Raw genomic sequence first — 25,350 nt, 5'->3', positions numbered from 1 at the left:
TGCGATCCTGTATGTCAACAGGACGGGAATCGCCTGGAAATATCTGCCCCACGACTTTCCACCGCACGGCACCGTCTACGCCTACTATGCAGCATGGCGGGATGAGGGTATCTTCGCGCAACTCAATTACGACCTGGCCGGCCTGGCCCGAGTCAAGGAAGGCCGCAAGACCGAACCGACCGCGTGCATAATCGACACCCAGAGCGTGAAGACCTCCACCAACGTGCCCCTGACCAGCCAAGGCGTGGACGCGGGCAAGAAGATCGTCGGCTGCAAGCGGGGCATTGTAACAGACACGCTCGGCATCATTCTCGCCGTGATGGTCACCGCCGCGAGCCTATCCGAAAACGCCATCGGAATACGACTGCTCGACCAGATCAAAACTGCGTACCCGACGATATCCAAAACCTGGGTCGACACCGGCTTCAAAAATGCCGCAATCGAACACGGCGCCAGGCTGGGCATCGATGTCGAAGTCGTCTCCAGAAACACCGAAATCCGCGGCTTTCATGTCGTAAAACGCCGCTGGGTTATCGAACGCAGCCTGGGTTGGCTCATGCTGCACCGCCGCTTATCCCGCGATTACGAAACGCTCCCTGCCAGCTCCAAGCCATGATCCACATCGCCGCGATCAGCAACCTCACCAAACGCATAACGGACGAAACCACCCCAACATGGCGAGGTACCTATTAGCACATAACGTGCAAGCTACTCAAATCAAACGCCCTCTGAGAAGCCTGCGGGGTGCCGTCCAGGAAGGCGCGGGCCAGATAGCGCCGTACCGGTGCGGCGGCCTCCAGCATGCCCAAGGCTGGCGGTGTCCTCCCAGTCCACCCCGGCATCCGGGGCGTTGGGTTCCCCGAGTTGTCGCGCGGCGGGCGCGGGAATCAGATCTGTCTCCGGCTGTTGGAGCAGTTGATGCTTGGATGTGACCGGCGGGCTGGTGTATCACTTGCCGATGGCCTGGGTCGACAATTGTGAACGGGTAGTACAGTGGCCCTCTGCGAGCGATGCTGAGGACGACGCCTCCCTGCCATGGAGTATCCGATGAATGCACAGGCAGTCCTCCGTACACTGCCGTTCATCGTCATGGCGGCCGTTTCCTTGATCGACCTGCTGGCCGGGCCGACTCTGGGCTTCCTGCCGCTGCTCACGCTGGGGCCGACCTTCGCCTCGGTGTCGGGCAGCATCCGGCGCACCGCTGTGGTGGGCGGGATCGCGCTGGCCATCTGCCTTCCGCTGGCGTCCTACAACAGCCTGCTGGGCACCCGGCAGAACAACTTGACCATCGCGACGATCATCGCGATCACCGGGGCCAGCATGCTGGCCAGCCGCCTGCGGCTGCGGCGGGAGCGTGAACTGGCCAACGTCCGGCTGATCGCCGAGGCCGCCCAGCGCGTGCTGTTACGTCCCGTGCCACGAAAAGCCAACGACCTGCATGTGGCCCTGTCCTACACCTCAGCCATGGCGGAGGCCCAGATCGGCGGCGACCTGTACGAAGTCGTCACGATGCCGAACGGCGTGCGCCTGCTCATCGGTGATGTTCAGGGCAAGGGCCTGGAGGCGGTGGAGACCGCGGCGTGGGTGCTTGGCGCGTTCCGCGAGGCCGCCTATGACGAGCCGGAGTTATCCAGGGTCGGCGAACGGCTGGAGACCAGTCTCGACCGGCATCTGAGCGGGGAGACATTCGTCACCGCGATCATCGCTGAGGTGCAGGATGGGGAGATCTCCCTGCTCAACTGCGGGCATCCGGCGCCCCTGCTGTTGCGCGGCGACGGCCGGATCTGCCCTGCCGAACCACCCGAGGAGGGGTTGCCGCTCGGTCTGGCCTCACTTGGTTCGGCCATGCCCAAGCCGCATCGAGTCCCGTTCGGCGACGGAGACAGGATTCTGTTCTACACCGATGGCGTGATCGAGGCCCGCGACGAGGACGGCACCTTCTACCCGTTGCCCGAACGGGCGCGCATGCTGCTGGCAACCGACCCGCAAACCGCCCTGGACCAGCTGCGAGCGGACCTGCTGGCCCATGTCGGCGGACCGTTGCAGGACGACGCGGCCATGCTGCTCCTCGAACGGCGCGTGTCACGGGTGACCCCGTAGCGTCGTTTGCATCATGCAATGATGGGTAGAGTCGCGGAATCAACCGCCATAGGGACATTCTTCGCCCTCGGCCCAAGGCTGGGAGGAACCAATTGACATGAGCCAGGCCGGACATGACATGCCGGACTCTTTTTCCACAATCATCGGCCTGCGAAGCGGCGTCGTCATCGTGCGCCTGTCCGGTGAGCTCGATCTCTTCACCGTTTCGCACCTGCGCCTTCGGCTGAGAGAGGCGGCAGCGATCGTCACGCCGCCGCAGGTCGTGCTGGACGTCGAAGATCTCACCTTCTGCGACTCCACTGGTCTGGGCGCCCTCCTGGCCGCTCTGCGCGAGAGCGAGAAGCCGGGGCGGTTCGCGTTGAGTTGCGTCCAGGGACGGCTGGCCCGGGTGCTCAAAGTCACCGGTCTGGAGAAGTCCTTCGACATTCACCCTACGGCTGACATGGCCGTAGGGCATCTCACCGGACCCACCTGAAAGCGACCTGACTCCCCTTGATCGCACGCCGCGCGGTATGTCTCCCGGACATGACAGGCTCGCGGGAGTGACAGGGAGGTCGGGTGGAGGGTGTAGAAACTGTGCCTATGGCGGAGCATCAGGCGACACCACCCAATGGGGATGGTCTCTCGGCGGTCACCTCGGCGGTACTGACCGGCTCACGCCTGCTGGTCGCCATCGCCGCCCGTTCGCTGGGTGCGGTCGAGGACAAGGTCACCCTGCCGCAGTTCCGCATGCTCGTTGTCCTGGCCGGGCACGGAGAGACCAAACTGGTGACCATGGCCGAACTGCTCAGCGTCAACCCCTCTACGGCGATGCGCATGGCCGACCGCCTGGTCTCGGCCCAGCTCATCGTCCGCGAGATCAACCCCAGCAACAGACGCGAGACCCTGATGCGGCTCACTCCGGAAGGACGGCGCATCGTCGACGAGGTCACCTCCCGGCGAGGCGAGGAGATCGCCGCGATCGTCGCGCGGATGACTCCCGAGCAGTGCCGTGCCCTGATCTCGGCGATGACCGCCTTCAGCCAAGCGGGGGGTGAGCCGTCCGCGGGGAACGTCCACCCGCTGGGCTGGCCGGACACGTAGGTCAGCGTTCAGCGAAATCGATGCGGCCAGCGCGACGTACTTCTCCTCAAGGAACTCCAGGACGCCTCGCCCGGCACTTCCACTTTCCGAGTGGTCACAGCCGCGGGAAGCCGACGCGGCTCAGTCTCCTCACCGAGGGGAGGCGGCCGTCTAATCGGCAATTCCCGGTGAGACGGCGGCGTTAGCGCCTCATTCAGGGCCGGTCGATGGTGCGCAGCTGGCGAGCGGCGTCCTTGCGCAGCCGGGCCTGGGCCCGGGCGCGGTGCCACAACGGCCGGCCCAGCAGTGCGATGATCGCCCCGGAGACGGCCGAGGCCAGCAGGAACAGCCATAGCGGGGCGGTGAAGTTGACCATCAGCCATTCCATCGCCACCGACCTGCCGTTCTGGATGATCAGCAGAGCGGTCGCGACCGCCAGCACCACGCCCAAGACCAAACCCACGCGAAAGGAGCGCGCCGGGGACGGTGACGTCACCGTCTTGACAATGTCATCGAAGTCACGGCCGTCAAGGTCGTGCTCCGCACCGGCCCGGTCATCAGCCGCGGATGACAGATGCTCAGACATGCCAGACCTCCTCCTGGAGCGGCCAGTGTCCCTATGACCTGCTCCTTATCTTCATATATGCCTCATATCAAGCGCCGTACAGACTCGCGCTCCATCGGCGGGCTCACCGGATCGCCCGCTGTCCGACCCTGACGGAAGGAACCGCAATCCCCGCTCGGCGCCCTGGCCGCGTTCGGCGTCGGCAGGCTCGCCCGGCGGTCCTGTGCTGTATCGCTATGCGGGGAAGTCCACCTCGGCCCAGACGACCTTTCCGTCATCGCGCGACTCCACGCCCCAGCGAGTCGCCAGGGCCGCCACCAGCATCAGCCCGCGATGGCTCTCCTGGGCCAGATGCGGGGCGCTCAGCAGCGGGAGACGGGAGTCCCGGTCGGTGACCTCGATCCGTACCGCGTCGGCCCGCGCCTGAATGCCGATGGTGAGGCGAGTTGCGGCATGGACGACGGCGTTGGCCGTCAGCTCTCCTGCCAGCAGGCACAACTCATCGACCGGGACCGGAAGATCCCACGCGAGAACAGCGGCCACCGCCAGATCTCGTGCCCGCTGGGGCGCCGACAACAGCGGCGGAGTGTCGAGGAGCAGGGTCGGCGCACGGTCGGGCGGGCTGGAGGTCATGACGGGGAACTAGTTGCGCACTGGGCCTGACCGGCCGCGGACGCGATGGAACACGCATTGTCCCCGGATGCGAAGCTCATCAGCAGCACCAGCCCAAGCAGCACGGCGGTGAGGACGCTCAGGAGCAGCGCCATCCCGGTCGGCAACGGCTGGATCCAGGGGTCTAACCGATAGGCGTCCGCTACCGGTCTGGAGTCCGTCTGAGCAAAGTGCTGGTCCAAGTCTTCCTGGATTCTCAGTTCTTCGCGGGAGAGTCGCACGACGACGCCCTCCTTCCTGGGATGTGATCCCTCTTTCCGCCTACGGAGCCTGAGCACTGATCGTTCGCGCCGGCCTCGGCGGGCGCGTCGTGTACCTGAGGGAGATCGCTCGTTCCGGCTGACCCGGGCGTGTCGGCCGCTTCTTGACCGACGGCCCGGTACCGCCTCGGGGCGCGCGGGATCCGCGGAGTCCTGCCGTCACCTAGTGGTGGTTCTCCCGCTCTCCTCTCCCGGCCAAGTCGCCTGCGACGGCCTTCCTGCGACACGTCCGCTCATCACGACTCTCCGTATTGTTGCACTATGCAATAGTTGTTCCCGGTTGGCGGGCGAGGAACCTCTCGCAGCCCACGCCGACCACGACGGACCACGTCGAGGAAGGGCCGGGACCTCTCGGTCCGCCACAGCTACGGCTCGGCCCATCTGTGCGGCCACAGCTTTTCGCTGTGCCCGTCGAGCCGGCCCGAGGCTTTGGCCGTGGAGCCATCGAGCCTCATGACACGAAGCTGGACTGCGCAGCCGGCCCGCGCCGGGTCTACACGGTGGTCCAAAATTACGGGGGTGCCGCGGCCGCCCTCGACTGAGACTCCACTATCACAACCGTCTCGACATCGCGCACCCGCACGCTGTGAGTCGGGAGGCGGCGAGATCGACTATGCCGCCTTCACGTCAAATTTCGGTCCCTGATAAGGTCAATTGTGGGTGTGCCGGGAAGCCTGGTCGGCGGTTCTGTCGTCGACTCCGTGGGAGCTTCCGCCGTGCGTGCTGGTGATCTGCTCGATTTTCCGTCCGTCACCCTCGATACCCCGGTCGTGAGGCCGCCCAGCCGCTGGCCGATCCGGGCGCGACGGTGCTGGAGATAGCCGCGCTGATGGCGCGGACCCGCCGCCCGCTGATCGCCGTGGTCGAGGACGGCCGAATCCCGGGCGCGGTCACCCCGCAGGCCCTGATGGATCGGGTGACTTCCACGTGAGCGTGGTCGCCTGGGCCTCGGTGGCGGTCTTTCTCGGCGCGTACGCGTTGATCGCCAGCGAGCGCATTCATCGGGTCGCGGCGGCGCTGGGCGGGGCCGGGATCATGCTTTTGATCCACGCCACCGACGCGGGCGCCGCGTTCTTCTCCGAAGCCAGCGGGGTCGACTGGAACGTCGTCTTCCTGCTGCTGGGCATGATGGTCATCGTCGGCGTGCTCAAGCGTACGGGGGTGTTTGAATTCCTGGCGATCTGGGCGGCCAAGCGGGCGCGGGGCAGGCCGTACCGGCTGATGGTGCTGCTGGTCGTGATCACCGCGGTCGCCTCGGCGCTGCTGGACAACGTGACCACGGTGCTGCTGGTCGCGCCGGTGACGTTCCTGGTGTGCGCGCGGCTGGCATTACCGGCGGTGCCGTACCTGATCGCCGAAGCGCTGGCCTCCAACATCGGCGGCGCGGCCACGCTGGTGGGCGACCCGCCCAACATCATCATCGCCAGCCGCAGTGGCCTGTCCTTCAACGACTTCCTGGTCCACATGGCACCGATGGTCATAGTTCTGATGATCGTGTTCCTCGGGTTGTGCCGGGTGATGTTCCGCAAGGCGTTCATCTACGACCCGATCCGGGCGGCTGAGGTCATGCAGTTGGACGAACACGAGGCGATCGCCGACCGGAGGTTGCTGTGGCAGAGCCTGGCCGTGCTCGCGGTGGTGATGGCCGCCTTCGTCCTGCATCCGGTGCTGCACTACGAGCCGTCGATCGTGGCCATCCTCGGCGCGGGGATTCTGGTGGCGGTCACCCGGGTCACCACCGAGCAGGCCATCGAAGAGGTGGAGTGGGAGACGCTGGTCTTCTTCATGGGTCTGTTCGTGATGGTCGGCGCGCTGGTGGAGACCGGCGTGATCGGGAAGATCTCCCAGCTGGCCGTCGAAGCCACCCAGGGCCGGCTGGGGCTGACCACGATGGTGCTGCTGTGGGCGTCGGCGGGGCTGTCGGCGATCGTGGACAATATCCCGTACGTGGCGACGATGAGTCCCATCGTGGCCGACCTGGTGAACGCCAACGGCGGCGAGCACGCTCAGGTGCTGTGGTGGGCGCTTGCCTTCGGCGCCGACCTGGGCGGCAACGCCACCGCCGTCGGCGCGGCGGCCAACGTGGTCGTCCTCGGCATCGCCGCCCGAAACCGGCACCCGATCAGCTTCTGGGAGTTCACCAAGTACGGGCTGATCGTCACCCTCGTCACCGTGGCGCTGGTGACCCCGTACCTATGGCTGCGCTACCTCGCCTGAGCCATTGAACCCGGTGACAGGTGCGGCGTTTCCGCACCCGTCACCATTGCTCGGGAGAATCGTTCCGTTTGCGGAGGTCGGCAAGGGCGGCTCCGATCGTGGCGCCCATGTCGGCCAGTTCGATGAGCGGAGGCCGGTGCGGACGGGCGCCGACAACGATCAACCGCCCTCCAGTGCCGCGGACGTGGGCGGCTGCCTCCGCCAGGACCGCCAGCCCCGCGCAGTCGGTGGAGACGGGGCTTGAGCAGCAATGGAACGGCCAGTCACGTTAAGGAGCCTGGTGGGCGTCTCTTAGCGTGACTGGCCGTTCCGATGTGGGCGGAGGTAGATCGGGTAACGGTTCGGTGGCTCTGCGTTGGTTACCGGTGGGTCGGTCCTACTTTGCGCGTATGCCGGTGGAGTTTTTGACCGATGATGAGGCGGCGGCGTACGGGCGGTTCGCGGGGACGCCGGCGCGGGCTGATCTGGAGCGGGTGTTCTTCCTCGATGACGAGGACCGGGCGCTGGTCGGGCGGCGGCGCGGTGAGCACATGAAACTTGGGTTCGCCCTTCAACTTGTGACGGTGCGTTGGCTCGGGACGTTCCTGGAGGATCCCCTGGATGTGCCGGGGGTGGTGCTGGAGTTCGTGGCCGAGCAACTCGGCGTCGAGGACCCGTCGCAGGTGAAGCGGTACACCGAGCGGCGGCCGACGCCGTTCGATCATCAGCAGGAGATTCGGCAGGTCTACGGGTGGAAGGACTTCGCCTCGGTCGAGCCGGAGTTCGTCGCGTGGGTGGCGGCGAGGTCGTGGACGTCGGGGGGACGGCCCGAAGGCGATCTTCACCGACGGGGTGGGGTGGCTGCGGGAGCGGAAGGCGCTGCTGCCGGGCGTGACGACTCTGGCGCGGCTGGTGGCGAAGATCCGCGAGGACACGACCAAGCGGCTGTGGGGCGCGCTGGAAGGGCTGCTGACGATCGGGCAGCGGTACGTCCTGGACCAGATGCTGGAAGTGCCGCCCACGGTGTCCGGGTTCTTGAAGGTCCTGCCCGAGGTGATCGAGTTCGGCGCGAACGCCGAGGGCACGCTGGTGCTGGAGGCGATGAAGGCGCTGCCGGCCGTCCTGGGCTACCGCAGCCGCCTGCCCGCGCCGCTGATCCCCGGCCGCCTGGTCGACGCAGGTGTGGTGACCGGCCCGTGGCAGCACCTGGTGTTCGGGCACCCGGCCCGCGAGGACGCCTCGGTGAACCGGCACGCCTACGCCTTCTGCGTGCTGGAGCGGTTCTGGCGCGCCTTGAAGCGCCGCGAGATCTACGCCGACGCCTCCACCAAGTGGCGCAACCCTCAAGCCGAGCTGCTGGAAGGAGTCCAGTGGGAGACGATCCGGCCCGACGCGCTCATCGCGCTCAGCCTTCCCGACGACCCCGACGCGCTGCTGGCCGAGCACTCCCGGACCTTGGACGCCGCCCTCAAGGAGGTCGGCGGACGGCTGATCGCCAACCCCGACGTCCGGGTGGACGGGGAGGGGAAGATCCACCTGACCGGGGTGAAGGCGATCGAGGAGCCGCCGTCCCTGGTGGACCTGCGGGCCCGCACCACGCCGATGCTGCCGCGGGTGGAGTTGCCCGAGGTGATCCTGGAGGTCATGTCGTGGGTGCCGGAGATGGCCGACTCGTTCACCGCGGTGTCCGGGGGCAGGTCCCGGCTGAAGGACCTGCCGGTCTCGATCGCCGCCTGCCTGACCGCGCACTCGCTGAACGTCGGGTACCGGCCGCTCGCGAAGAAGGGCGTCGAGCCGCTGGAGCGCTCCCGGCTGTCGCACGTCTACCAGAACTACTTCCGGCCCGAGACCTTGAGCTTGGCGAACGTGCCGCTGGTGGAGATGCAGGCGAACCTGCCGCTCGCCCAGGCGTGGGGCGGGGGCCTGGTCGCCGCGGTCGACGGGATGCGGTTCGTCGTCCCGGTCCCGGCCGCGTTCGCCCGCCCCAACCGCAAGTACTTCGGCTCCAAGCGCGGCATGACCTGGCTGAACGCGATGAACGACCGCGGCATGGGGCGCGGCGCGAAGGTCGTGTCCGGGACGATCCGCGACTCCCTGCACATGGTCGACGTCATCTTCGGCCTGGACGGCGGCGACCTGCCCGAGATCGTCGTGTCCGATACAGGCTCTTACTCCGACGTGGTCTTTGGCCTGCTGGAGCTGCTGGGCATCTCCTACCGGCCCGCGCTGGCGGACCTGCCGGACCAGAAGGGCTGGCGGATCAACGCCTCGGCCGACTACGGACCGTTGAACACCTTCGCCCGGGGAAAGATCGACCTGCGAAAGATCCGGCGGAACTGGGAGGACATCCTCCGCGTGGTCGCCTCGATCTACACCGGCACGGTGCGGGCCTACGACGTCGTCACCATGCTCCAGCGCGACGGTCACCCCACCGCCCTCGGCGAGGCGATCGCCTCCTAAGGCCGGATCTTCAAATCGCTGCACATCCTCCAGTTCATCGACGTGGACGAGACCTACCGCCGCGACATCAAGGACATCCGCAACCTCCAGGAGAACCGCCACTCCCTCGCCCGCAAGATCTGCCACGGCAAGAAGGGCGAGCTGCACCACCGGTACGAACGCGGCCTGGAGAACCAACTGGAGCCCTCGGCCTGGTTTTGAACTGCGCGACTCTGTGGACGACCGTCTACCTAGACGCCGCCGTCCGCCAGCTCAAAGTCCAGGGCTACCCGGTGCGGGAGGAGGACATGGCCCGGCTCTCGCCGTTCGTCCATTCCCACCTCGGCGTCCACGGCACCTACACCTTCGCCCTGCCCGACCTGGCCCCCGGCGCCATCCGCGACCTGCGCGACCTGCGCGACCCCGACGCCTCCGAAGACGACGAGATCTGACCAGCGCGGTGAAGCAGAGGGTGGCAACGTGAGAGCCATGACGGGATACCCCGGACTCAGCACCAGCGACCAACGAGGACCTGATGCGCCAGACCCGCCGGATCTACCAGGAGCTGGAGCGGTATCACGGGATCACCCGGCGGCAACTCAAGGAGGAATGGAAGACCGTCGAAGCCGCGATCTACGTCGCGCTGGACACCGACGACGAGTCCGGCCAGGTGGTCGGACAGGCCGCCTTGGACGCCGCCCAGCAGATACGGGCGCGATGGATCCCGGCATCGGACAACCTTCAGTAGCCCACGGCCAGCATCACTGGTCGTTCATCTAACGACCCGTTTGACGAACACGACCGGGAAACCCCTCCTCGCCGGGGCCCGGTGCGGCGTGTCCGGTTCCGGTGTTCATTTTCCCGTTCATCTTCACCTTGCGCCCTGCTGCCGTTCGGATTCATCTCGCGAGATGTTTGATGAACGGAGGGCGGTCCCGTGGCGCTCATCGGCCTGGTGTGGGTCAGTACCGACAAGCAGAAGACCCAGCGGCAGCACGACGCCCTCGGCCCGATCTGCTGGAAGGTCTTCGAGGAGAAGACCAGCGGCAAGCTCGCCACCGCCGACCGGCCCGACCTCTTGGCCGCCCTGTCCTACATTCGCGAAGGGACCTGCTCGCGGTCCAGGAGGTCGACCGGCTCGGCCGCAACCTCCTGGAAGGGCTCATCGTCCTCAACGACCTGTTCCAGCAGGGCATCGGCGTGAAGGTCCTGGAGGGCATCGGGGCCGGAGAGCACACCGAGCGCTCCTTCATCCTCGACCTGGCCCTCGCGCTGGCCGAGGACCGGCGCCGCGACATCGTCAAGAAGACCCTCAACGGCCTGGAGGCCGCCCGCCGCCAGGGCGAGCTCGGCGGGCGCCGCCCCGTCGTCGACGACGACAAACGCGCCGCCATCCTCGACCGCCACCGCCGCGGCGAATCCATCCGCACCATCGCCGCCGGAGTGAAGGTCTCCATCGGCGTCGTCCACAAGACGATCACCGAAGCCCGACCGCTCGACCAGACGACCTGACCCGCGGCTCGTCACCGAACCGATACCGCGGTCCTCGGCTTATCGCTACTGGCCGTTCCGATCCTCCTCGCGGGCCGGGCCCGGGCAGGCGCCTTGTGGCCCGGGCCCCTCTCCTGCGGGGTCCTGTCGGACGAAGACCCGCACCCGCCCTACCTACCCGGGCCGCTTGCTTGGCGGGGGCTGTGCCGGGTCAAAGGACGATCAAGACGCGGAGCGGCATGCGCGCCCCGCCAGGGCGGCGGCGCTAAGCGTGCGGGCACTGCCGCGCACTCCCCTGACGGGCCCGCGGCAGGCCATGCTCTCCTTCCTCACGGCGGGAGGAGCCCGGGGGCCGCCTTCCAGCCTGTCCCGGGATGCCGAAGGGGCGGGCCGGGCCACGCATGCTCACACATCCGGCCCGGCCCGCCCCCGCTCGGCCGGGAGGCCCGGGCCGGACCCGCCCGGGAAACGGCCCAGGCCCCCGCTGTACAGAGCCGGAAGGACGAAGAAGCAGCCGGTTCCACCACACACCCCTACCCGCACCGGCGTACCGGTGCGGCTCGGCCGCGGGGCTTGGCAAGGTGCGGGGAAACGCGGGGAGAACTCCCCGCCGGGCCGGGGCGCGGCGGCAGGGCCCGGAGCCGCGGGCCGGGCCAGGTGCCGACTCCGCTCGCGACCGGCCGAGCGGGGTGGCCCGTCCTCTGCGAGCGGTTTTCCGATCCGGTCAGCGAGTTTTCTTCTTGACCGAGAAAGTGCCGTCTCGGACGGAACAGAAAATGACCTGGCCGGGTCGGCATGACGCGTGGAGGGAAACGGTGGAACGCGCCGCGACGCGCTCGGCGGCGGCGTCGAGCCCACACGAACGAATTCTGTGTGCGCCGCCCTTCCACTCCGTCGCTTTTGTGCGGTGCGGTGAACTCGCCTGCACTGCCGGGAGAACGGGGGGGGTCCGACCAGTGGAGAAGCCGCGGAGAGAACGCACCGGAGCAATGGGTTCGGCGGTGATCGGGCGATTTGGCCGCTACCCGGATTTGCGCTAGGCGAGAAAGGCGCATGGTCGGTGTGTCCAAAAGGTAAGTAGGCGGTGTTTCCCCGCTCCGAGATCATGAGGCGCTTGTTTCTCTCGGCGGCCCCGGCCGCCTCGGCGGGCTTGGAGATGCGCACATGGTGAGTCAAGAATCGTCGCCCGACTACACGAGCCTGTTCGGCGAACTGCGCTTTCCCGAACGCGATGACGCGCGTTCCGTGTGGTCGCCCGCCGCTTACTTCGTGGAGCTCCTGGGTCTGCTGGAGGGGACGTTCGGGCGCCCGGAGCTGCTCGACCGGCGGCCCGATCTGACCCGGATCGTGCTCGACAAGGAGAACACGTTCACCGAGACCGCCTACCTCGACATCGTCAACGAGGTGCTGGAGCGGCTCGTCGGGGACCAGCCGTACGAGACGCTCCGCAAGGCGGCGCACCCGTTCGGGCTGCCGTTCTCGCTGAAGTCCGAACGGCTGCGGGTCTGCCTCGAACAGCTGAAGGCGACACCCGAGGAGCTGTACCGGCTCTTCGCCGCCCAGGTGGATCACGACGTCGCCGCGCGCGAGTACCTGGGCCTCACTCCGGAGGACGTCGCGGTGATCACCGGGTCCGACGTCCAGGCCGCGGCGCTCGGCCAGCGGTACGGCCTCGCGGCGGGCGAGACCCTCGCGGCCCTGCGCGACACCCGCCGGTTCGCCGAGGCCACCGGCCTCACCGACGCCGAACTCCGCGAACTCGTCGCGATGGCCGGGCAGGCCGTTCCGGAAGGGCGCGTCACGCTCAACACCGGCGAGACCTCGCTCGTCCCGCCGTCCGGCGCCGACCTTCCCCCGGCCTGGCTGGACCGGGCGCACCGGCTGGTCCGCCTCGCCCGCAAGACCGGACTGACGCTGACCCACCTCGACCTCGTCCTGACGTCGTGCGCGCAGGGTCGCCTCGATCCTCCCGCCCTGCGCGCGGTGGCCGCCGTCGTCCGGCTCGGCAAGGTCCACGGGCAGACGGTCCCGGAGGTGTGCGGACTCATCGTGCCGTGGAAGCCGGATCCCAAAGTGACGGTCGAGACCTGCTCGGGCGACATCCTCACCCCCGCCAACCGCGACTACCGGTTCCGGCTGGCCCGGCTGATCGGGGTGGCGGAGCCGGACATCGTCCGGCTCGTCCTGCGGTACCGGGAGCGCTACGCCGACCGGGAGCCGAGCCCGTTCGACCGCGGGCAGGTCGGCCTCGCCGAGATCTCCTTGCTGCGCCGGGCGGGCCTGCTCGCGGCGGCGCTCGGCGTCGGCCCCGACGAGCTCTGCGACGTGCTCGTGGCGTTGGAAGGCGACCCCTCCGTCCAGCGCTACAGCACGTTCGCGGTGCTGGGCGGGCCCGCTCCGGAGACGCGCGACTTCCACAAGGTGCTGGAGGGCGGCGCACCGGAGCAGGCGCTGTGGCTGGCCCAGACCCTGTTCGCGGTGATCACGTGGATGCGCGCCGCGGGATTCGACGGCGCGGAGCTCGCCGGCATCCTCGGCGGCCGGCCCGACCCCGCCACCGGGGATCCGCACGGCCTCGCCGCACTGTTCGCCAGGCTCCGCGACGCCCTCGACCCCGTCGCGCTCGGCCCCGACGCGTTGCGGTCGGACAGGTTCGGCCCCAGGGCGGCCCGGGTGATCCACGACGTGCTCGCCGCCTTCCCCGACGGGGTCGTGGCCGCCGTCGGCAGCGGGCTGGTGGAGGTCCACCGGGAGAAGGCCGAGAAGGCCGCCTACGAGGCGGTCACCGACCTCGGCGTCGTCTTCCCCTCTGACCTCACCGGGCTCGGCCTGGGCGACCGGCTCCAGGCGAAGATCTTCCGCAATCTGGTCCTGCGCGGCGTGCTGGGCGCCGACGGAGGGCTCGCCGCGCCGCCCGAGCGGGAGCCGGACCTCGCCGGCGACTTCACCGGCCACCGGGACGCCCTGTTCGAGATCATCGCGGACGAGGTGGACGGCCCCGCGGAACTCCACCCCTCCCACTTGGAGCGCCTGCCGGGCCTGAGCCCGCAGGAGCGCCGGGAACTGTACGACAACCTCGTCTACCGCCGCCATCTCGGCGAGGATGGCACGGTGCTCGACCCCGACTTCTTCCGCGACCCCGACAACGCCGGGGACCTGTCGGTGAACGTCCCCCTCGCCGACGCGGCCGCGCCGGTCGCGGAACTGCTTCGCGAGCGCCTCGCGGAGTTCCGCACCTCCCCTCTCACCCTCGACTCGTCAGTCCTGGCGGGGCTCCGCCTCACCGACGCGCAGTTCGGCAGGCTGGTCGACAGCCTCCGCTTCAACGGCCACCTCGACGCCGAGCGGCGCTACACCGACAAGGAGGCGCTGCTGCGCGCCGCGCCCGCCGACTTCGGCCTGGCCGCCGAGTTCGCCGCCCTGCGCCCGGCCGTCCTGGCGGCGCTGCGCGGCCAGGTCGCGGAGTTCCATGCCGGGCTGACGACCTTCACGGCCGAGGACTTCGCCGACCTCGCCGACGACCTCGCGGCACACCGCGTCCACCGTGCGCTCGACGACGCCTGGCTGGACGAGGGGCAGATCGCCGACCCGGGCGAGTTCGCCGAGCCCGGCGGCGCCGTGGACCTCGGCTCGGGGTTCACCGGCGCGGACGAGAGCGCCGTGTTCGACGCGATGGCGGCGATCGCCGCGCAGGAGGCGCCCTACCGGGTCTCCCGGAGCGCGTTCACCGCCCTCGGGCTCACCGATCTCCACGCCGACCGGCTCCTGGACCGCTTCGTGACCGCCGGGCACCTGACCGAGCGCCACGCCGTGGCGCGGGACCGACTCGCCTACTTCGCCAACGCCGACAACTCCCTCGACTTCACCCTCCCCGACATGGTGGACTTCGCCCGCGAAGTCTTCTTCGTCCTGCACGACACCGCGACGGCGCTGACGGCCGCCGTCACCGAGGCGACCGACCGGGTCGCCGAACTGGCCGGCAAGCAGGACCAGGCCCTGCACGCCTGCCTGTCCGACGTCCTGGGTCTGGACGCGGCCGCGACCAGGGCCGTGGTGGAGTGCGTCGCGGGGAGCGCGCGGGAGGCGCGGGCCTTGTTCGCCCGGCCCGCCCTGGACACCGACGAGACGCCCACCGATCCGCGCGTTGTCCTGGCCCACCGGCGGATCCGCAGATTCGCGCTGCTGGCCGCCAAACTCGGGCTGCGCGCCGCCGAGATCCGTGCGGTCTTCGCCGACCAGGACCTCACCGGCAAGTACCCCGAGCCGCTGACCCTGCCGCCGGGCGTCGCCCGCATCCAGGCGCTGCTCGACGCGGGCGACGGCGTGATCCTGCTCTTCGGCGACGACGGCGGTTACTGGACGTACTCCGCCGCCACCCGCGCCCGCACGAGCCCGGCGCGCCGTCCGCTCACCGACCTGTCGCCCCGGCTCTCGGCCCTGGCCGCGGTGGACGCCGCGTTCGTGCGTCCCGACGGCACCTCCTGGCTCGTCGGACGCGACGCCAAGGGCGCCGCGCTGGCCTTCACCAGGGAGAAGGGCGGCACCCGGTGGGCGCCGCGGGCGCAGAGGTGGGGGAAGGTCAAGAACGCGTTCGCCGACCCGGTCCGGATCGACGGCGCGTTCACCGACAACGACGGCCGCGTCTACCTGTTCGCCGGTGACCAGTACGTCCGCTACTCCGCGGGCTACGACACCGTGGACGAGGGGTACCCGCGCGACGTCGCCGAGTGGCGCTCCCGCGAGGGCCTGCCCGCCCCGCGCGTGCGCGAGGCGGTGGACGCCTGCTTCCAGGACCTCGACGGCGTTGTGCACGTCTTCGCCGGGGACCGCTGGATCACGACGGCGGGGGAGCGGCCCGCCGCCGAGGTGTGGGGACGGGTGGAGACCCGTTTCGCCGACCTCAAGTCCGTCGACGCCGCCTACACGACGGCGTCGGCCGTCCACGTGCTGTCCGGCGGGGAGATGCTGCGGTACTCCGACAGCATCGAGAACGCCGGCGTCCTCGCCGACGAGGGCGTGCCGCGCCGCCTGCGCGACCTGCCGCCGCAGTTCGAGGGCGGCGTCGAGGCGGCCTTCACCGACCCGTCGGGCGTGCTGCACCTGTTCAAGGCGGGCCGGACCGTCGCGCTCGACGGCGCCCGCGCGACCACGGCCGTGACGGCGGAACGCTGGGGCGCGCTGTCCCCCGCGCTGACCGCAGGCCGGGTGGACGCCGGCTTCGCCGGGCTCGACGGGCGCACCTACCTCTTCAGCGGCGACACCTACCTGCGGTACTCCACCGCCGACTACACCACGGTCGACTCCGGCTTCCCCCGCCGGATCGCCGACGACTGGGGCGGGCTCACCCGTGTGGACGCCTCGTTCGTCATGGACGGCAGGACGTACCTGTTCGGCACCGGCGGCCTGGTCCGCGAGATCCCCGCCGACCACCAGCCCGACCTGGACGCCGGACGGCTCACCCCCGCGCTGCGCGCCCTGTTCGCCGAGCACGGCCTCACCGTCACCGCGCTGCGCGGGAGCGCGCCGCGCTGGGAGCTCACCACCGGGGAGGGGGTCGCGCTGACCGTCGTCCGCGAAGGACTCCGGCTGAAGGCGCGGGGAGACGGCGCGGCGTTCTACGTCCGCTACTCCGCGCGCGACTACCGCACCCCCGACCCCGGCTTCCCCAAACCACTGGCCGACAACTGGTGGAACATGCCGGAGGGCATGCGGCTCGGCCCTGTCGACGCCGTGTTCACCGGCCGCGACGAGCGCACCTACCTCTTCTCAGGCGACAGGTTCGTCTGGTTCGACTCCCGGCACCGGTGGTGGTCGGAGCCGATGGCGCTGCGCGAGCGGTGGGACAGCCTGCCCTTCGCGCGCGTCGACGCGGCGTTCGTCGGCGCCGATGGCCGCACCTACGTGTTCTCCGGCGACCGCCACGTCCGCTACTCCACCGCCGACCGCACCCAGGTCGACGACGACTACCCGGCGCAGAACGCGGGCCGGTGGGGCCGCGTCGCGCACACCCTCGCCCGCACGGGCCGGGTGGACGCCGCGTTCGTCCTGGACGTCCCCGAACAGGTGGACGGCGTCGAGGTCGTGCGCACCCGCACCTACCTGTTCTCCGGCGACCAGTACGTGCGCTACACCGGCGCCGCGCTCACCGTCGTCGACCCCGGCTACCCGCGCCGGATCGCGGAGCTGTCCGGCGAGCCCGGCCTCGCCGCGCTGCCCGTCACGCTCGACGGGGTGGACGCGGCGTTCGCCGACCGGCGCACCGCCTACCTGTTCCGGGGCGGCGAGTGCCACGCGGTGTCCACCGCGGGCCACCGCCGCTACACCGACCTGCCGGTCGGCGGGGTGCGCTGCGCCTACGTCGAGGACGGCTCGCTCGTCGTCGAGACCGCCGACGGATGGCGGCGGCTGTCGGCGCTGGAGGGCAGGACGGTCGCGGCGGCCCCGTTCCGGCCGCGCGCCCTGCGGACCGTCCCGGCGCGCTTCACCAGCGGCCTGGACGCCGTCCTCACCGGCGCGGACGGCGTCACCTACCTGTTCCGCGGGCCGTCGTGCTTCACCACCCAGGTCGGCCGCGACTACCCGATCGCCGAAGAGTGGGGCAGGCCCAGGGACCTCTTGCGCGAGACCGGCGAGGTCGACGCGGCGTTCGTCGCCCGCGACGGCAGGATCCACCTGTTCAGCGGCGACCAGTACGTCACGCACGCGCCGGGCGCGGCGCTCGCCGAGGGCGACCCGAAGCCGATCGCCGACCGCTGGGCCGGACTGGAGGGCGTCGCGCTGGCCTACGTGCACCGCGGCAAGACGCACCTCTACGGCAAGCCGGACGCCGCCGGCAGGGTCCGCCACGTCGTTTACTCCGACGAGTCGTGCGCCGCGCCGGACCCGGGCTACCCGGTGACGATCGAGGCGGCCGCGGCCTTCCCCGGTTCGCCGCTGCCCTTCCCCGACGCCGTCCTGGTGGAGGACACGGCGCTGGTCCTGCTCGCCGGCAAGCGGTGCGCCACCCACAGCGACCGGACCGGGGCCTGGTCGGCGGTCCGCCCGATCGAGCGGCTGTACCCCGGCTTCGGCGTGGGCCTCGACGCCCCCGACGGCCTCAGGTCGGCGCTGCGGACCGCCGACGGCGCCGTCTGGTTCTTCTTCGCCGACACCTGCGCGCCGTTCCAGAACGAGGCGTTCGGCCCGCGGGTCAAGGTCCGCGACCAGTGGGGCCGCTCGCCGAACCCGTTCCTGGCGCCCGGCGCGACCGTCGATGCGGCCTTCGTGTGGCGCGGCGACCGTACCTACCTGTTCTCCGGCGACCGCTACGTCCGCTACACCGGCCGCGTCTACCGGCACGTCGACCCCGGCTACCCCAAGCCGATCGCGGGCAACCTCCGCCGCGAGGAGCCGTTCGCGCGCCTTCCGGAGACCTTCGAGGACGCCCTGGACCGGCCGCTGGACGCGGTCGTCGGCAACGACAGGACCGTCCACGTCCTCGTCGGCGGCGTCTGCCACACCGCGTCGAGCGAGCTCGCCGCCACGTTCGGCACCGGCCGGCTCGGCGCCCTCCGCAACAACCTCGCGGCGACCGGCAAGGTGGACGCCGCGCTCGTCGCCGACCGGCGGATCTACCTGTTCTCCGGGGACCAGTACGTCCGCTACTCCGGCGCAGACCGCACGTTCGTCGACGACGGCTACCCGCGCGCCCTTGCCGACCTTCCCGGCGACCTGAGCCTGGCCGCGCTGCCGTCCGCGTTCCAGGACGGCGTCGACGCGGCGTTCCGCGGCGCCGACGGCGTCGTCCGGCTGTTCCGCGGGCGCGAGTTCTTCGCCGCCGGGACCGCCGGCCCCGTGGCGGGCCGCTGGGGCAAGGTCCGCAACTCCTTCGACACCGGCCCGCTGGACGCCGCGTTCACCGCCCCTTCGGGAGAGCTCTACGCGTTCAGCGGCGGCCAGTACGTCCGCTACCCGGCCACCGGAACCCTCGACCACCCCGAGGCCGGCTACCCCCGGACCGTCCGCGACGACTGGGGCGACGCCCCGCAGGACTTCGAGGACGGCCCCGACGGCGCGTTCACCCTCGACGGCCGCACCTACCTGCTCAAGGGAGACCGGTACCTGCGCTACTCCGGCCCGTACCACCAGGTCGACCGGACCTTCCCGCAGCAGTTCCGGCACCGGTGGTCCGGCACCGCCGACCACCGGCTGAGCGACCTGCACACCATCGTCCGCTTCGCCGCGCTCTGCCGGGGCCGCGATGGCCTCGCCGCGTTCTTCCTCGACGGCGCCGAGGACCCGTACGCCTACCTCGCCTCCGCGTTCGGCTGGCCGCTGGAGGAGGTGCGCTGGGCCCGGCGGAACATGGGCCTGCTGCGGCCCGGCACCAGCGAGGAGCACCTGTTCGAGATCGAGTTTCTGCTCACCCTCGCAGACGCCTTCGGAGCCTCGGCCAAGACCGGCATCGGGGTCCCCGAGCTGTACGGCGTGTGGGCGAAGATGTTCGGGCCCGCGCCCGACCTCGACGGGGCGGCGGCCGCCGTGCGCGCCGCGATCGAGCGGAGGGCGTCGCCGCAGGAGTGGCCGAAGATCTCCGCCGCCATGCGCGACAGGCTGAACGTCCGCAAGCGCGACGCGCTCGTCGCCCGGCTGACCCCTCTGCACGGGAACGCCCGCGACCTGTACGAGCGGTACCTGATCGACGTGGAGATGGGCGGGCAGGGCACCACGTCCCGCGTCCGCGAGGCGATCGCCGCGACCCAGCTCTACCTCCAGAGGTACCTCCTCGGCCTGGAGAAGGTCACCCTGCCCGCCGGCGTCGATCCCGAGGCCGTCCGCGCCAGGCTGCGCACCTGGTGGGGGTGGATGCGCAGCTACCGCACCTGGGAGGCCAACCGGAAGGTCTTCCTCTACCCGGAGAACTACCTGCGGCCCGAGCTGCGCGACCGCAACACCCCCGCGTTCTCCGCGCTCCAGGACGACCTCCTGCAGGGCGACATCACGGAGAAGGCCGTCCAGGCCTCCTACAAGCGCTACCTCGACGAGTACACCGAGGTCTCCCGCCTGACCATCGCGGGCGGCTACGTGTACCGGCCCGAGGGGACCGCGGCCGAGGTGCGCAGGCTCGTCCTGTTCGGCAGGACCCGCACCGACCCGCGCCGCTACTACCACCGCACCGCCGAGTTCCGCGACGGCGGCAGGCTCTCGGCCGCCTGGGACGCCTGGGAGAAGGTGGACGTCCAGATCGCCGCCGACCGGGTGGACCCGGTGCACGCCTTCGGCAGGATCTTCGTGTTCTGGTCGACGGTCGAGCCCGTCCCGCCGGCCGACCCGTCCAAGGTCACCGTCACCGCCAAATCGTCGGGCTCGGATCAGAAGGTGAGCGGGCCGCCGCCGCGCTACCAGGTCAAGATCCGCTACTCCTTCCGCAACCTCGACGGCGCCTGGGTCGCGCCCCAGGTGCTCGCCTCCGACGCCGAGCGGGAAGGCCAGATCACCGACGTCAGCCTGTACGTGCAGGCTTCCCGCAAGGTCCCCGGCGTCAGCGAGCACGACTCGATCATCGTGCAGTGCTCCTACACCGTCGGCTCGACCGCCCACTCCGCGGCGTTCACGCTCACCCCGGAGCTGTACTCGCTGCCCGCCGCGACGGTCACGCCGCCGCCCCGCGCGGCCGACCTGTCCGCGCTGTTCGCCGAACCCGCCGAAACGCCCATCACCCCGGACCGGGTCGTGCGGTTCAACGCGCCCGCCGACAGCGAGGACGGCCCCTGGTTCAGCGTCGACCAAAAGGGCGGCAGCTTCCTGTGCCGCCCCGTCGCGGCCCCCGCGGACCCGGCGCCGGTCCAGCCGTTCAAGGGTAACGCCGACAGGCTGCCGACCACCTGGGACCGCGTGGACGCCGCGGTCCGCCTGCCCGACGGCACCCTGTACTTCTTCGAGTCCGCGACCGGCATCCACGTCGCCGTGCCGCCGGACAAGGTGACGTCGCGGCAGACCCGCCAGCCCACCGGGGACAGGTTCGGCGCGGTGTCCACCCGCATCCTGCGCACGGGGGCCGTGGACGCCGGGTTCTTCCGCACGCACACCTACCTGTTCAGCGGGGACGAGTACTACCGCTACCCGGTGATCTCGGGTCCGTCGGTCCTCGGCCCGCTGGAGACCGGCTACCCCAAGAAGCTCGCCGGCAACACCGAGCGCCTGCCGCAGTGGCAGGCGATCGACGCCGCGGTCACCCTGCCGGGCGGCACCGAACTGTTCTACGCCAAGGCCGTCGGCTTCGTCACCGGCGACGACCTGGCCAACGCCCGGTCGGCCGCCGCCGAATGGCGGGTTCCCGCGGGCGCCGCCGTGGACCGCTTCCACGTGGCCGATGGCAAGGCCTACGCCGTCTTCGGCGACAGGTACGTCAAGCTGCGGTCCGACCTCGCCGCCGAGCACCCGCCCAAGGCGCTGGCCGGCAACACCGACGGCGTCCCGGAGCAGCGCCCGCCCGGACCGGTCGTGCACGCGGGCCGCGCCACCCTGGCGTTCGACAACGCCAACGCCGTCTTCAAGCAGAGCGGCGGCGGCAGCTCCGAAGGGCTGCGCGACACCCGCGGGCTCGGCCGCGCCACGACCGAGTTCGGGCGGACGGGCGAGGTCACCGCCGCGTACCTCGCCGACGGGAAGCTGTACCTCGTCGGGCCGCGCGAGTTCGTCAGGTTCACCCTGGCGGCCGACGGGACGGTCCCGGACTTCGCCGACGACGGCTACCCGAAGCCGACCGCCCAGCAGATCCGCGGCGTGCTGTCGCGCGGCGACCAGCGGTTCGCGTTCGGCCCCGCCGGCTACGCGCCGATCCCCAAGGGCTGGGAGCCCTCGACCCCGCTGACCTTCCTGCCCTACCGGGGCAACTGGCGCGGCCTGCCCGCGGGATTCCCCGGCGACTTCACGGGGCTGCTGGAGGGCGACACCCACCTGTACCTGTTCCTCGGCCAGGGATACGCCGCCCACCCCTACGCCGACGCCGTCCCGCGCCCGTTCGAGGTCGCCTCCCTGCCGACCCAGCTCATCCGGCTCACCTCCAGCACCGCGGCCGAATTGAACCGGAGGCTGCTCACCGGCGGCGTCCCCGCCCTGCTCGACCCCGCCACGCAGGAGCTCGACGAGCTGCCCGCCTTCAGCGCCACGGCGTCGAACGCCTCGACCATCCGGATCAAGCCGCGGATCGCGCCCCACGCGCCCGTCAGCTCCCACCTCGACTTCGACAGCGCCAACGGCCCGTACTACTGGGAGATTTTCTTCCACGCGCCGCTGCTCATCGCGCAGACCCTGAACGGCGGGCAGCGCTTTGAGGACGCCCGCCGCTGGTACGAGTACGTCTTCGACCCGACCCGGATCGCCCGCTACTGGCGGTTCCTCCCGTTCCTCGCCGCCGACGTGGACGCGCTCGTCGCCCGCACCCGCCAGGACCTGGCCGAGCTGGCGTCGCCCGGGATGGAGACCCGGCTGAACCCCGTCCTCACCGCGCTGTCGGCGCTCACCCCCGCGTTCCGGCGCGCCCGCGACCTCACCGGCGCCGAGCTGGCGTACCTGGCCGACCTCGGCGGGACGGGCCTCGACCAGGTCAGGGCGGCCCTGGCCGCCCTGACGCCCGACGCCCGCACCGCCGCGCTCGGCGAGCGCATCGAGATGATCGCGCGGCTGCGCCGCCAGTACGACCTCATGGGCGACCGCCGAGCTCTCATCCAGGCCTACCTCGACGACCCGTTCGACCCGCACACCATCGCGGCGCTCCGCCCGGAGGCCTACCGGCGCGCCGTCGTCATGGCCTACATCGACAACCTCCTCGACTGGGGCGACATGCTGTTCCGGCAGTACACCGCCGAGACGGTCGACGAGGCGCGGATGCTGTACGTCTACGCCTACGACCTGCTCGGGCCCCGCCCCGTCACGCTCGGCCCCGCCGCGCTGCCGCCCGCCGCCCCCTACGCCCTCACCGAAGGCGACGGACCCGGCGAGACCGGCCACCTCACCGCCGACGGCACCCTGCTCAAGGACTCCGGCGCCGTCCACGCCGGCATCGCCAACCCCTACTTCTGCGTGCCGGGCAATGAGCTGTTCCAGGAGTACTGGACCCGCGTCGAGGACCGGCTCACCAAGATCCGGGCGTCGCTCGACATCCTCGGCGTCGCCCGGCCGCTCCCGCTGTTCGACCCGCCCCTCGACGTCATGGCGCTCGTGCGCGGCGCGGCCGAGGGCGGAGGCCTCGACGCGGCGATGGCGGCGGCGGCCGTGCCGGTGCCCGTGCACCGGTTCGACTTCGTGCTCCAGCGGGCCCGCGAGCTGACCGACCGGCTCCGGCAGCTCGGCACCGACCTGCTGGAGGCGGTCGACCGGCGCGACTCCGAGGAACTGGCCCTGCTCCAGCAGCGGCAGCAGGGCGAGATCATCGGCCTCACCCGCAAGATCAGGGAACTCCAGGTCAAGATCGCCGAAGAGGGCGTCGCCGAGGCCCGCGACGCCAGGACCGCCGCCGAAGCGCGGGTCGCGCACTACCAGAAGCTCATCAACGACGGCATGTCGCCGCTCCAGCAGGCGCAGATCGCGATGATGTCCCTCGGCGCCATAGGCCAGTTCGTCTCGGCCGGCCTGAAGATCGGCTCCGGCATCGCCGCGGCCGTCCCGCAGGCCAAGCTCGGCCCGTTCATCGTCGGCGCCGAGACCGGCGGCCTCCAGCTCAGCAAGGCCCTCGAAGCCGCGGGCGAGGTGTCCGCGAGCTTCGGCGAGGGCTTCAGCATGATCGGCGAGGTGCTCGGCCTCCGGGCCGAGTTCGACAGCCAGGTGGAGGACTGGCGGTTCCAGCTCGACACCAGCCGCTCCGACGTCGTCCAGGTCGGCCACCAGATCACCACCGCCGACCTCCAGCTCGCCATCGCCCGCCGCGAGCTGGAGATCCACGACCGGGAAGCGGCCCAGCACGCCGCCGTCACCGACTTCCTCACCGCCAAGTTCGCCGGCCCCCAGCTGTACGGCTGGATGGTCGGGCAGGTCTCGGGCCTGTACTTCCAGACCTACAAGCTCGCCCACGACATGGCCCGCGCCGCCGAACGCTCCTACGAGAGCGAGCGCGGTGCGTCCCCCGGCCTGATCCGGGCTGCGTACTGGGACTCGCGCCGCAAGGGCCTGCTCGCCGCCGACCAGCTCGCCCTCGACCTCGACCGGCTCGGCCAGGCCTACTACGAGACCGACGCGCGCGGGATGGAGATCACCAAGCGGGTGTCGCTGCTCGGCCTCGACGCGCCCGCCCTGCTCGCGCTGCGCGACACCGGACGCTGCGAGCTCGCGCTCACCGAGACCCTTTTCGACCGCGACTTCCCCGGCCACTACCAGCGGCGGATCAAGTCCGTCAGCGTCGCCTTCCTGACCGCCGAAGGCCCCGTTCCCGTCAACGCGACCCTCACCCAGATCGACAACAAGACGGTGATCGCGGCCGACCCCAAGGCCGTCCGCTTCCTCCTCGACCCGAAGGGGCCGCCGCCGGAGAGCGTGCGCGGCGACTGGCTGCCCGGGCAGCGCATCGCCCTGTCGGAGGTCCAGGACGGCGAGGACAGCGGCGTGTTCGACCTGCGCTACGACGACCAGCGGCTGCTGCCGTTCGAGGGGACCGGCGCGGTCTCGCGGTGGCGGCTGGAAGCACGGCGCGTCCCCGCCGGGCTCGTCGACGTGGCCGTCACCGTCCGGTACACCGCGCGCGACGGCGGCGAGACCTTCGCCACGGCCGTGCGCGGCATGCTCAAGCCCTACCCGGCGGCGATCCTCCTCGACGTGGAGAGCCGCTTCCCCGAGGAGTGGGAGGCCTTCCTTGGGGACGGCGGCGAACTGCTCCTGCCGATCACCCAGAACCTCTTCCCCGGCATCTCGGGGCGGCAGGTCACCGGGATCGTCGCCCAGTACGCGGCACCGGACACCGAGGCGAGGTTACTGCTGCACGGCGACCCGGCGCTCGCCCTCGCCGCCGGCCGTCTGGTGCAGACGCCTGGACTCAACGCGGACAACCGCCCCTGGCGGCTGACCGCCTCCGGCGACCCCGCCGGACTCGCCGGCTTCTCCCTCATCCTCCTCTACCGCGCGCTCCCCTAGGAAGGCGACCATGGCCAACGACAAGACCTCCGCGCAGCGCAAGAAGAAGAGGAAGAAGTCCTCCGACGGCGACAGGACCTCCGCACGGGCGGGCTCGCCCATGGACGTCGACGGCTCCTCGTCCGGCACGGACTCCGGCGACGAGTCCGACACGGGCGGCAGCACCGGAAGCAGCGCCAAGAAGCCGCGACTCAGCTCCACCTCCTCCTCTGGTTCCTTCGGCGCAAGCCAGTCCGGATCGCCGGCGTCGCGGCAGAACACCCCGGCACAGGCCGGCGGGACGACGAGCGGCCCCACGCAACGGAAGATCCCGCAGCTCGCCTCGAAACCGACGCTCCCCGCCGCCGGTTCCCGGCCCCCGGCGAACGGCACGCTCGCGGGTCGCGCGGTCACAGGCGCCGCGGGCGGTTCGGATGCGGCGGGCACAGGTGCCGCAGGTACCGGGGTTGCCGCAGGCGCTGT

The 25,350-nt window shown here is 70.6% G+C and carries 9 protein-coding genes and 5 pseudogenes; 12 read left to right on the top strand and 2 right to left on the bottom strand.

Annotated features, from left to right (window positions below):
* The 4 genes and pseudogenes from Acor_RS39215 to Acor_RS39200 all read left to right on the top strand — a co-directional run.
* Positions 1 to 693, top strand: a pseudogene (locus Acor_RS39215) (IS5 family transposase); the annotation flags it as partial.
* A 354-nt stretch (positions 694 to 1,047) separates the two neighbouring features.
* The gene (locus tag Acor_RS39210) at positions 1,048 to 2,100 is read left to right on the top strand and encodes a PP2C family protein-serine/threonine phosphatase (RefSeq protein WP_246239769.1); all 1,053 of its coding nucleotides are present in this window, start codon (positions 1,048 to 1,050) and stop codon (positions 2,098 to 2,100) included.
* Between the two features lie 97 nt (positions 2,101 to 2,197).
* Positions 2,198 to 2,575 (top strand): STAS domain-containing protein, encoded by a 378-nt coding sequence (locus Acor_RS39205; RefSeq protein WP_155341839.1) that lies wholly within the window; start codon positions 2,198 to 2,200, stop codon positions 2,573 to 2,575.
* Between the two features lie 107 nt (positions 2,576 to 2,682).
* Complete coding sequence (locus tag Acor_RS39200; protein WP_155341838.1) at positions 2,683 to 3,183, top strand: MarR family winged helix-turn-helix transcriptional regulator; 501 nt, start codon at positions 2,683 to 2,685, stop codon at positions 3,181 to 3,183.
* A 193-nt stretch (positions 3,184 to 3,376) separates the two neighbouring features.
* Here Acor_RS39200 and Acor_RS39195 read toward each other — a convergent pair whose 3' ends face one another.
* Complete coding sequence (locus Acor_RS39195) at positions 3,377 to 3,748, bottom strand: LapA family protein (RefSeq protein WP_155341837.1); 372 nt, start codon at positions 3,746 to 3,748, stop codon at positions 3,377 to 3,379.
* Positions 3,749 to 3,961: 213 nt separating this feature from the next.
* Positions 3,962 to 4,360, bottom strand: coding sequence for an ATP-binding protein (locus tag Acor_RS39190; RefSeq protein WP_155341836.1), 399 nt, complete (start codon positions 4,358 to 4,360; stop codon positions 3,962 to 3,964).
* A 1,107-nt stretch (positions 4,361 to 5,467) separates the two neighbouring features.
* Here Acor_RS39190 and Acor_RS45815 point away from each other — a divergent pair.
* The 8 genes and pseudogenes from Acor_RS45815 to Acor_RS39160 all read left to right on the top strand — a co-directional run.
* A complete protein-coding gene (locus Acor_RS45815; protein WP_281353308.1) occupies positions 5,468 to 5,590 on the top strand; it encodes a CBS domain-containing protein in 123 nt (40 codons plus the stop codon).
* The gene (locus Acor_RS39185; RefSeq protein WP_155341835.1) at positions 5,587 to 6,876 is read left to right on the top strand and encodes an ArsB/NhaD family transporter; all 1,290 of its coding nucleotides are present in this window, start codon (positions 5,587 to 5,589) and stop codon (positions 6,874 to 6,876) included. Before Acor_RS45815 ends, Acor_RS39185 begins: the two co-directional genes overlap by 4 nt.
* 389 nt (positions 6,877 to 7,265) lie before the next feature.
* Positions 7,266 to 7,610: pseudogene (locus Acor_RS45185) on the top strand (DUF4158 domain-containing protein); the annotation flags it as partial.
* A gap of 247 nt (positions 7,611 to 7,857) precedes the next feature.
* Positions 7,858 to 9,746, top strand: a pseudogene (locus Acor_RS46005) (Tn3 family transposase).
* Between the two features lie 83 nt (positions 9,747 to 9,829).
* Complete coding sequence (locus tag Acor_RS39175) at positions 9,830 to 10,042, top strand: hypothetical protein (protein WP_155341834.1); 213 nt, start codon at positions 9,830 to 9,832, stop codon at positions 10,040 to 10,042.
* 189 nt (positions 10,043 to 10,231) lie between these two features.
* A pseudogene (locus Acor_RS39170) lies at positions 10,232 to 10,806 on the top strand (recombinase family protein).
* A gap of 1,143 nt (positions 10,807 to 11,949) precedes the next feature.
* Entirely contained in the window at positions 11,950 to 24,888 is a 12,939-nt protein-coding gene (locus tag Acor_RS39165; protein WP_155341832.1) for a Tc toxin subunit A-related protein, read from the top strand.
* A 10-nt stretch (positions 24,889 to 24,898) separates the two neighbouring features.
* A pseudogene (locus tag Acor_RS39160) lies at positions 24,899 to 25,350 on the top strand (hypothetical protein); the annotation flags it as partial.

This window comes from Acrocarpospora corrugata, from assembly GCF_009687845.1.
Taxonomy (GTDB): domain Bacteria; phylum Actinomycetota; class Actinomycetes; order Streptosporangiales; family Streptosporangiaceae; genus Acrocarpospora; species Acrocarpospora corrugata.
The sequence above is the reverse complement of the archived record's forward strand: the minus strand, read 5'-3'. Positions and strand labels throughout refer to the sequence as shown.

What these genes read in the sequence shown, in the direction of transcription:
- Acor_RS39195 (WP_155341837.1), bottom strand. Translation starts at nt 3,748, where the DNA reads ATGTCTGAGCATCTGTCATCCGCGGCTGATGACCGGGCCGGTGCGGAG.
- Acor_RS39165 (WP_155341832.1), top strand. Translation starts at nt 11,950, where the DNA reads ATGGTGAGTCAAGAATCGTCGCCCGACTACACGAGCCTGTTCGGCGAA.
- Acor_RS39205 (WP_155341839.1), top strand. Translation starts at nt 2,198, where the DNA reads ATGAGCCAGGCCGGACATGACATGCCGGACTCTTTTTCCACAATCATC.
- Acor_RS39190 (WP_155341836.1), bottom strand. Translation starts at nt 4,360, where the DNA reads ATGACCTCCAGCCCGCCCGACCGTGCGCCGACCCTGCTCCTCGACACT.
- Acor_RS39210 (WP_246239769.1), top strand. Translation starts at nt 1,048, where the DNA reads ATGAATGCACAGGCAGTCCTCCGTACACTGCCGTTCATCGTCATGGCG.
- Acor_RS39175 (WP_155341834.1), top strand. Translation starts at nt 9,830, where the DNA reads ATGCGCCAGACCCGCCGGATCTACCAGGAGCTGGAGCGGTATCACGGG.
- Acor_RS39200 (WP_155341838.1), top strand. Translation starts at nt 2,683, where the DNA reads ATGGCGGAGCATCAGGCGACACCACCCAATGGGGATGGTCTCTCGGCG.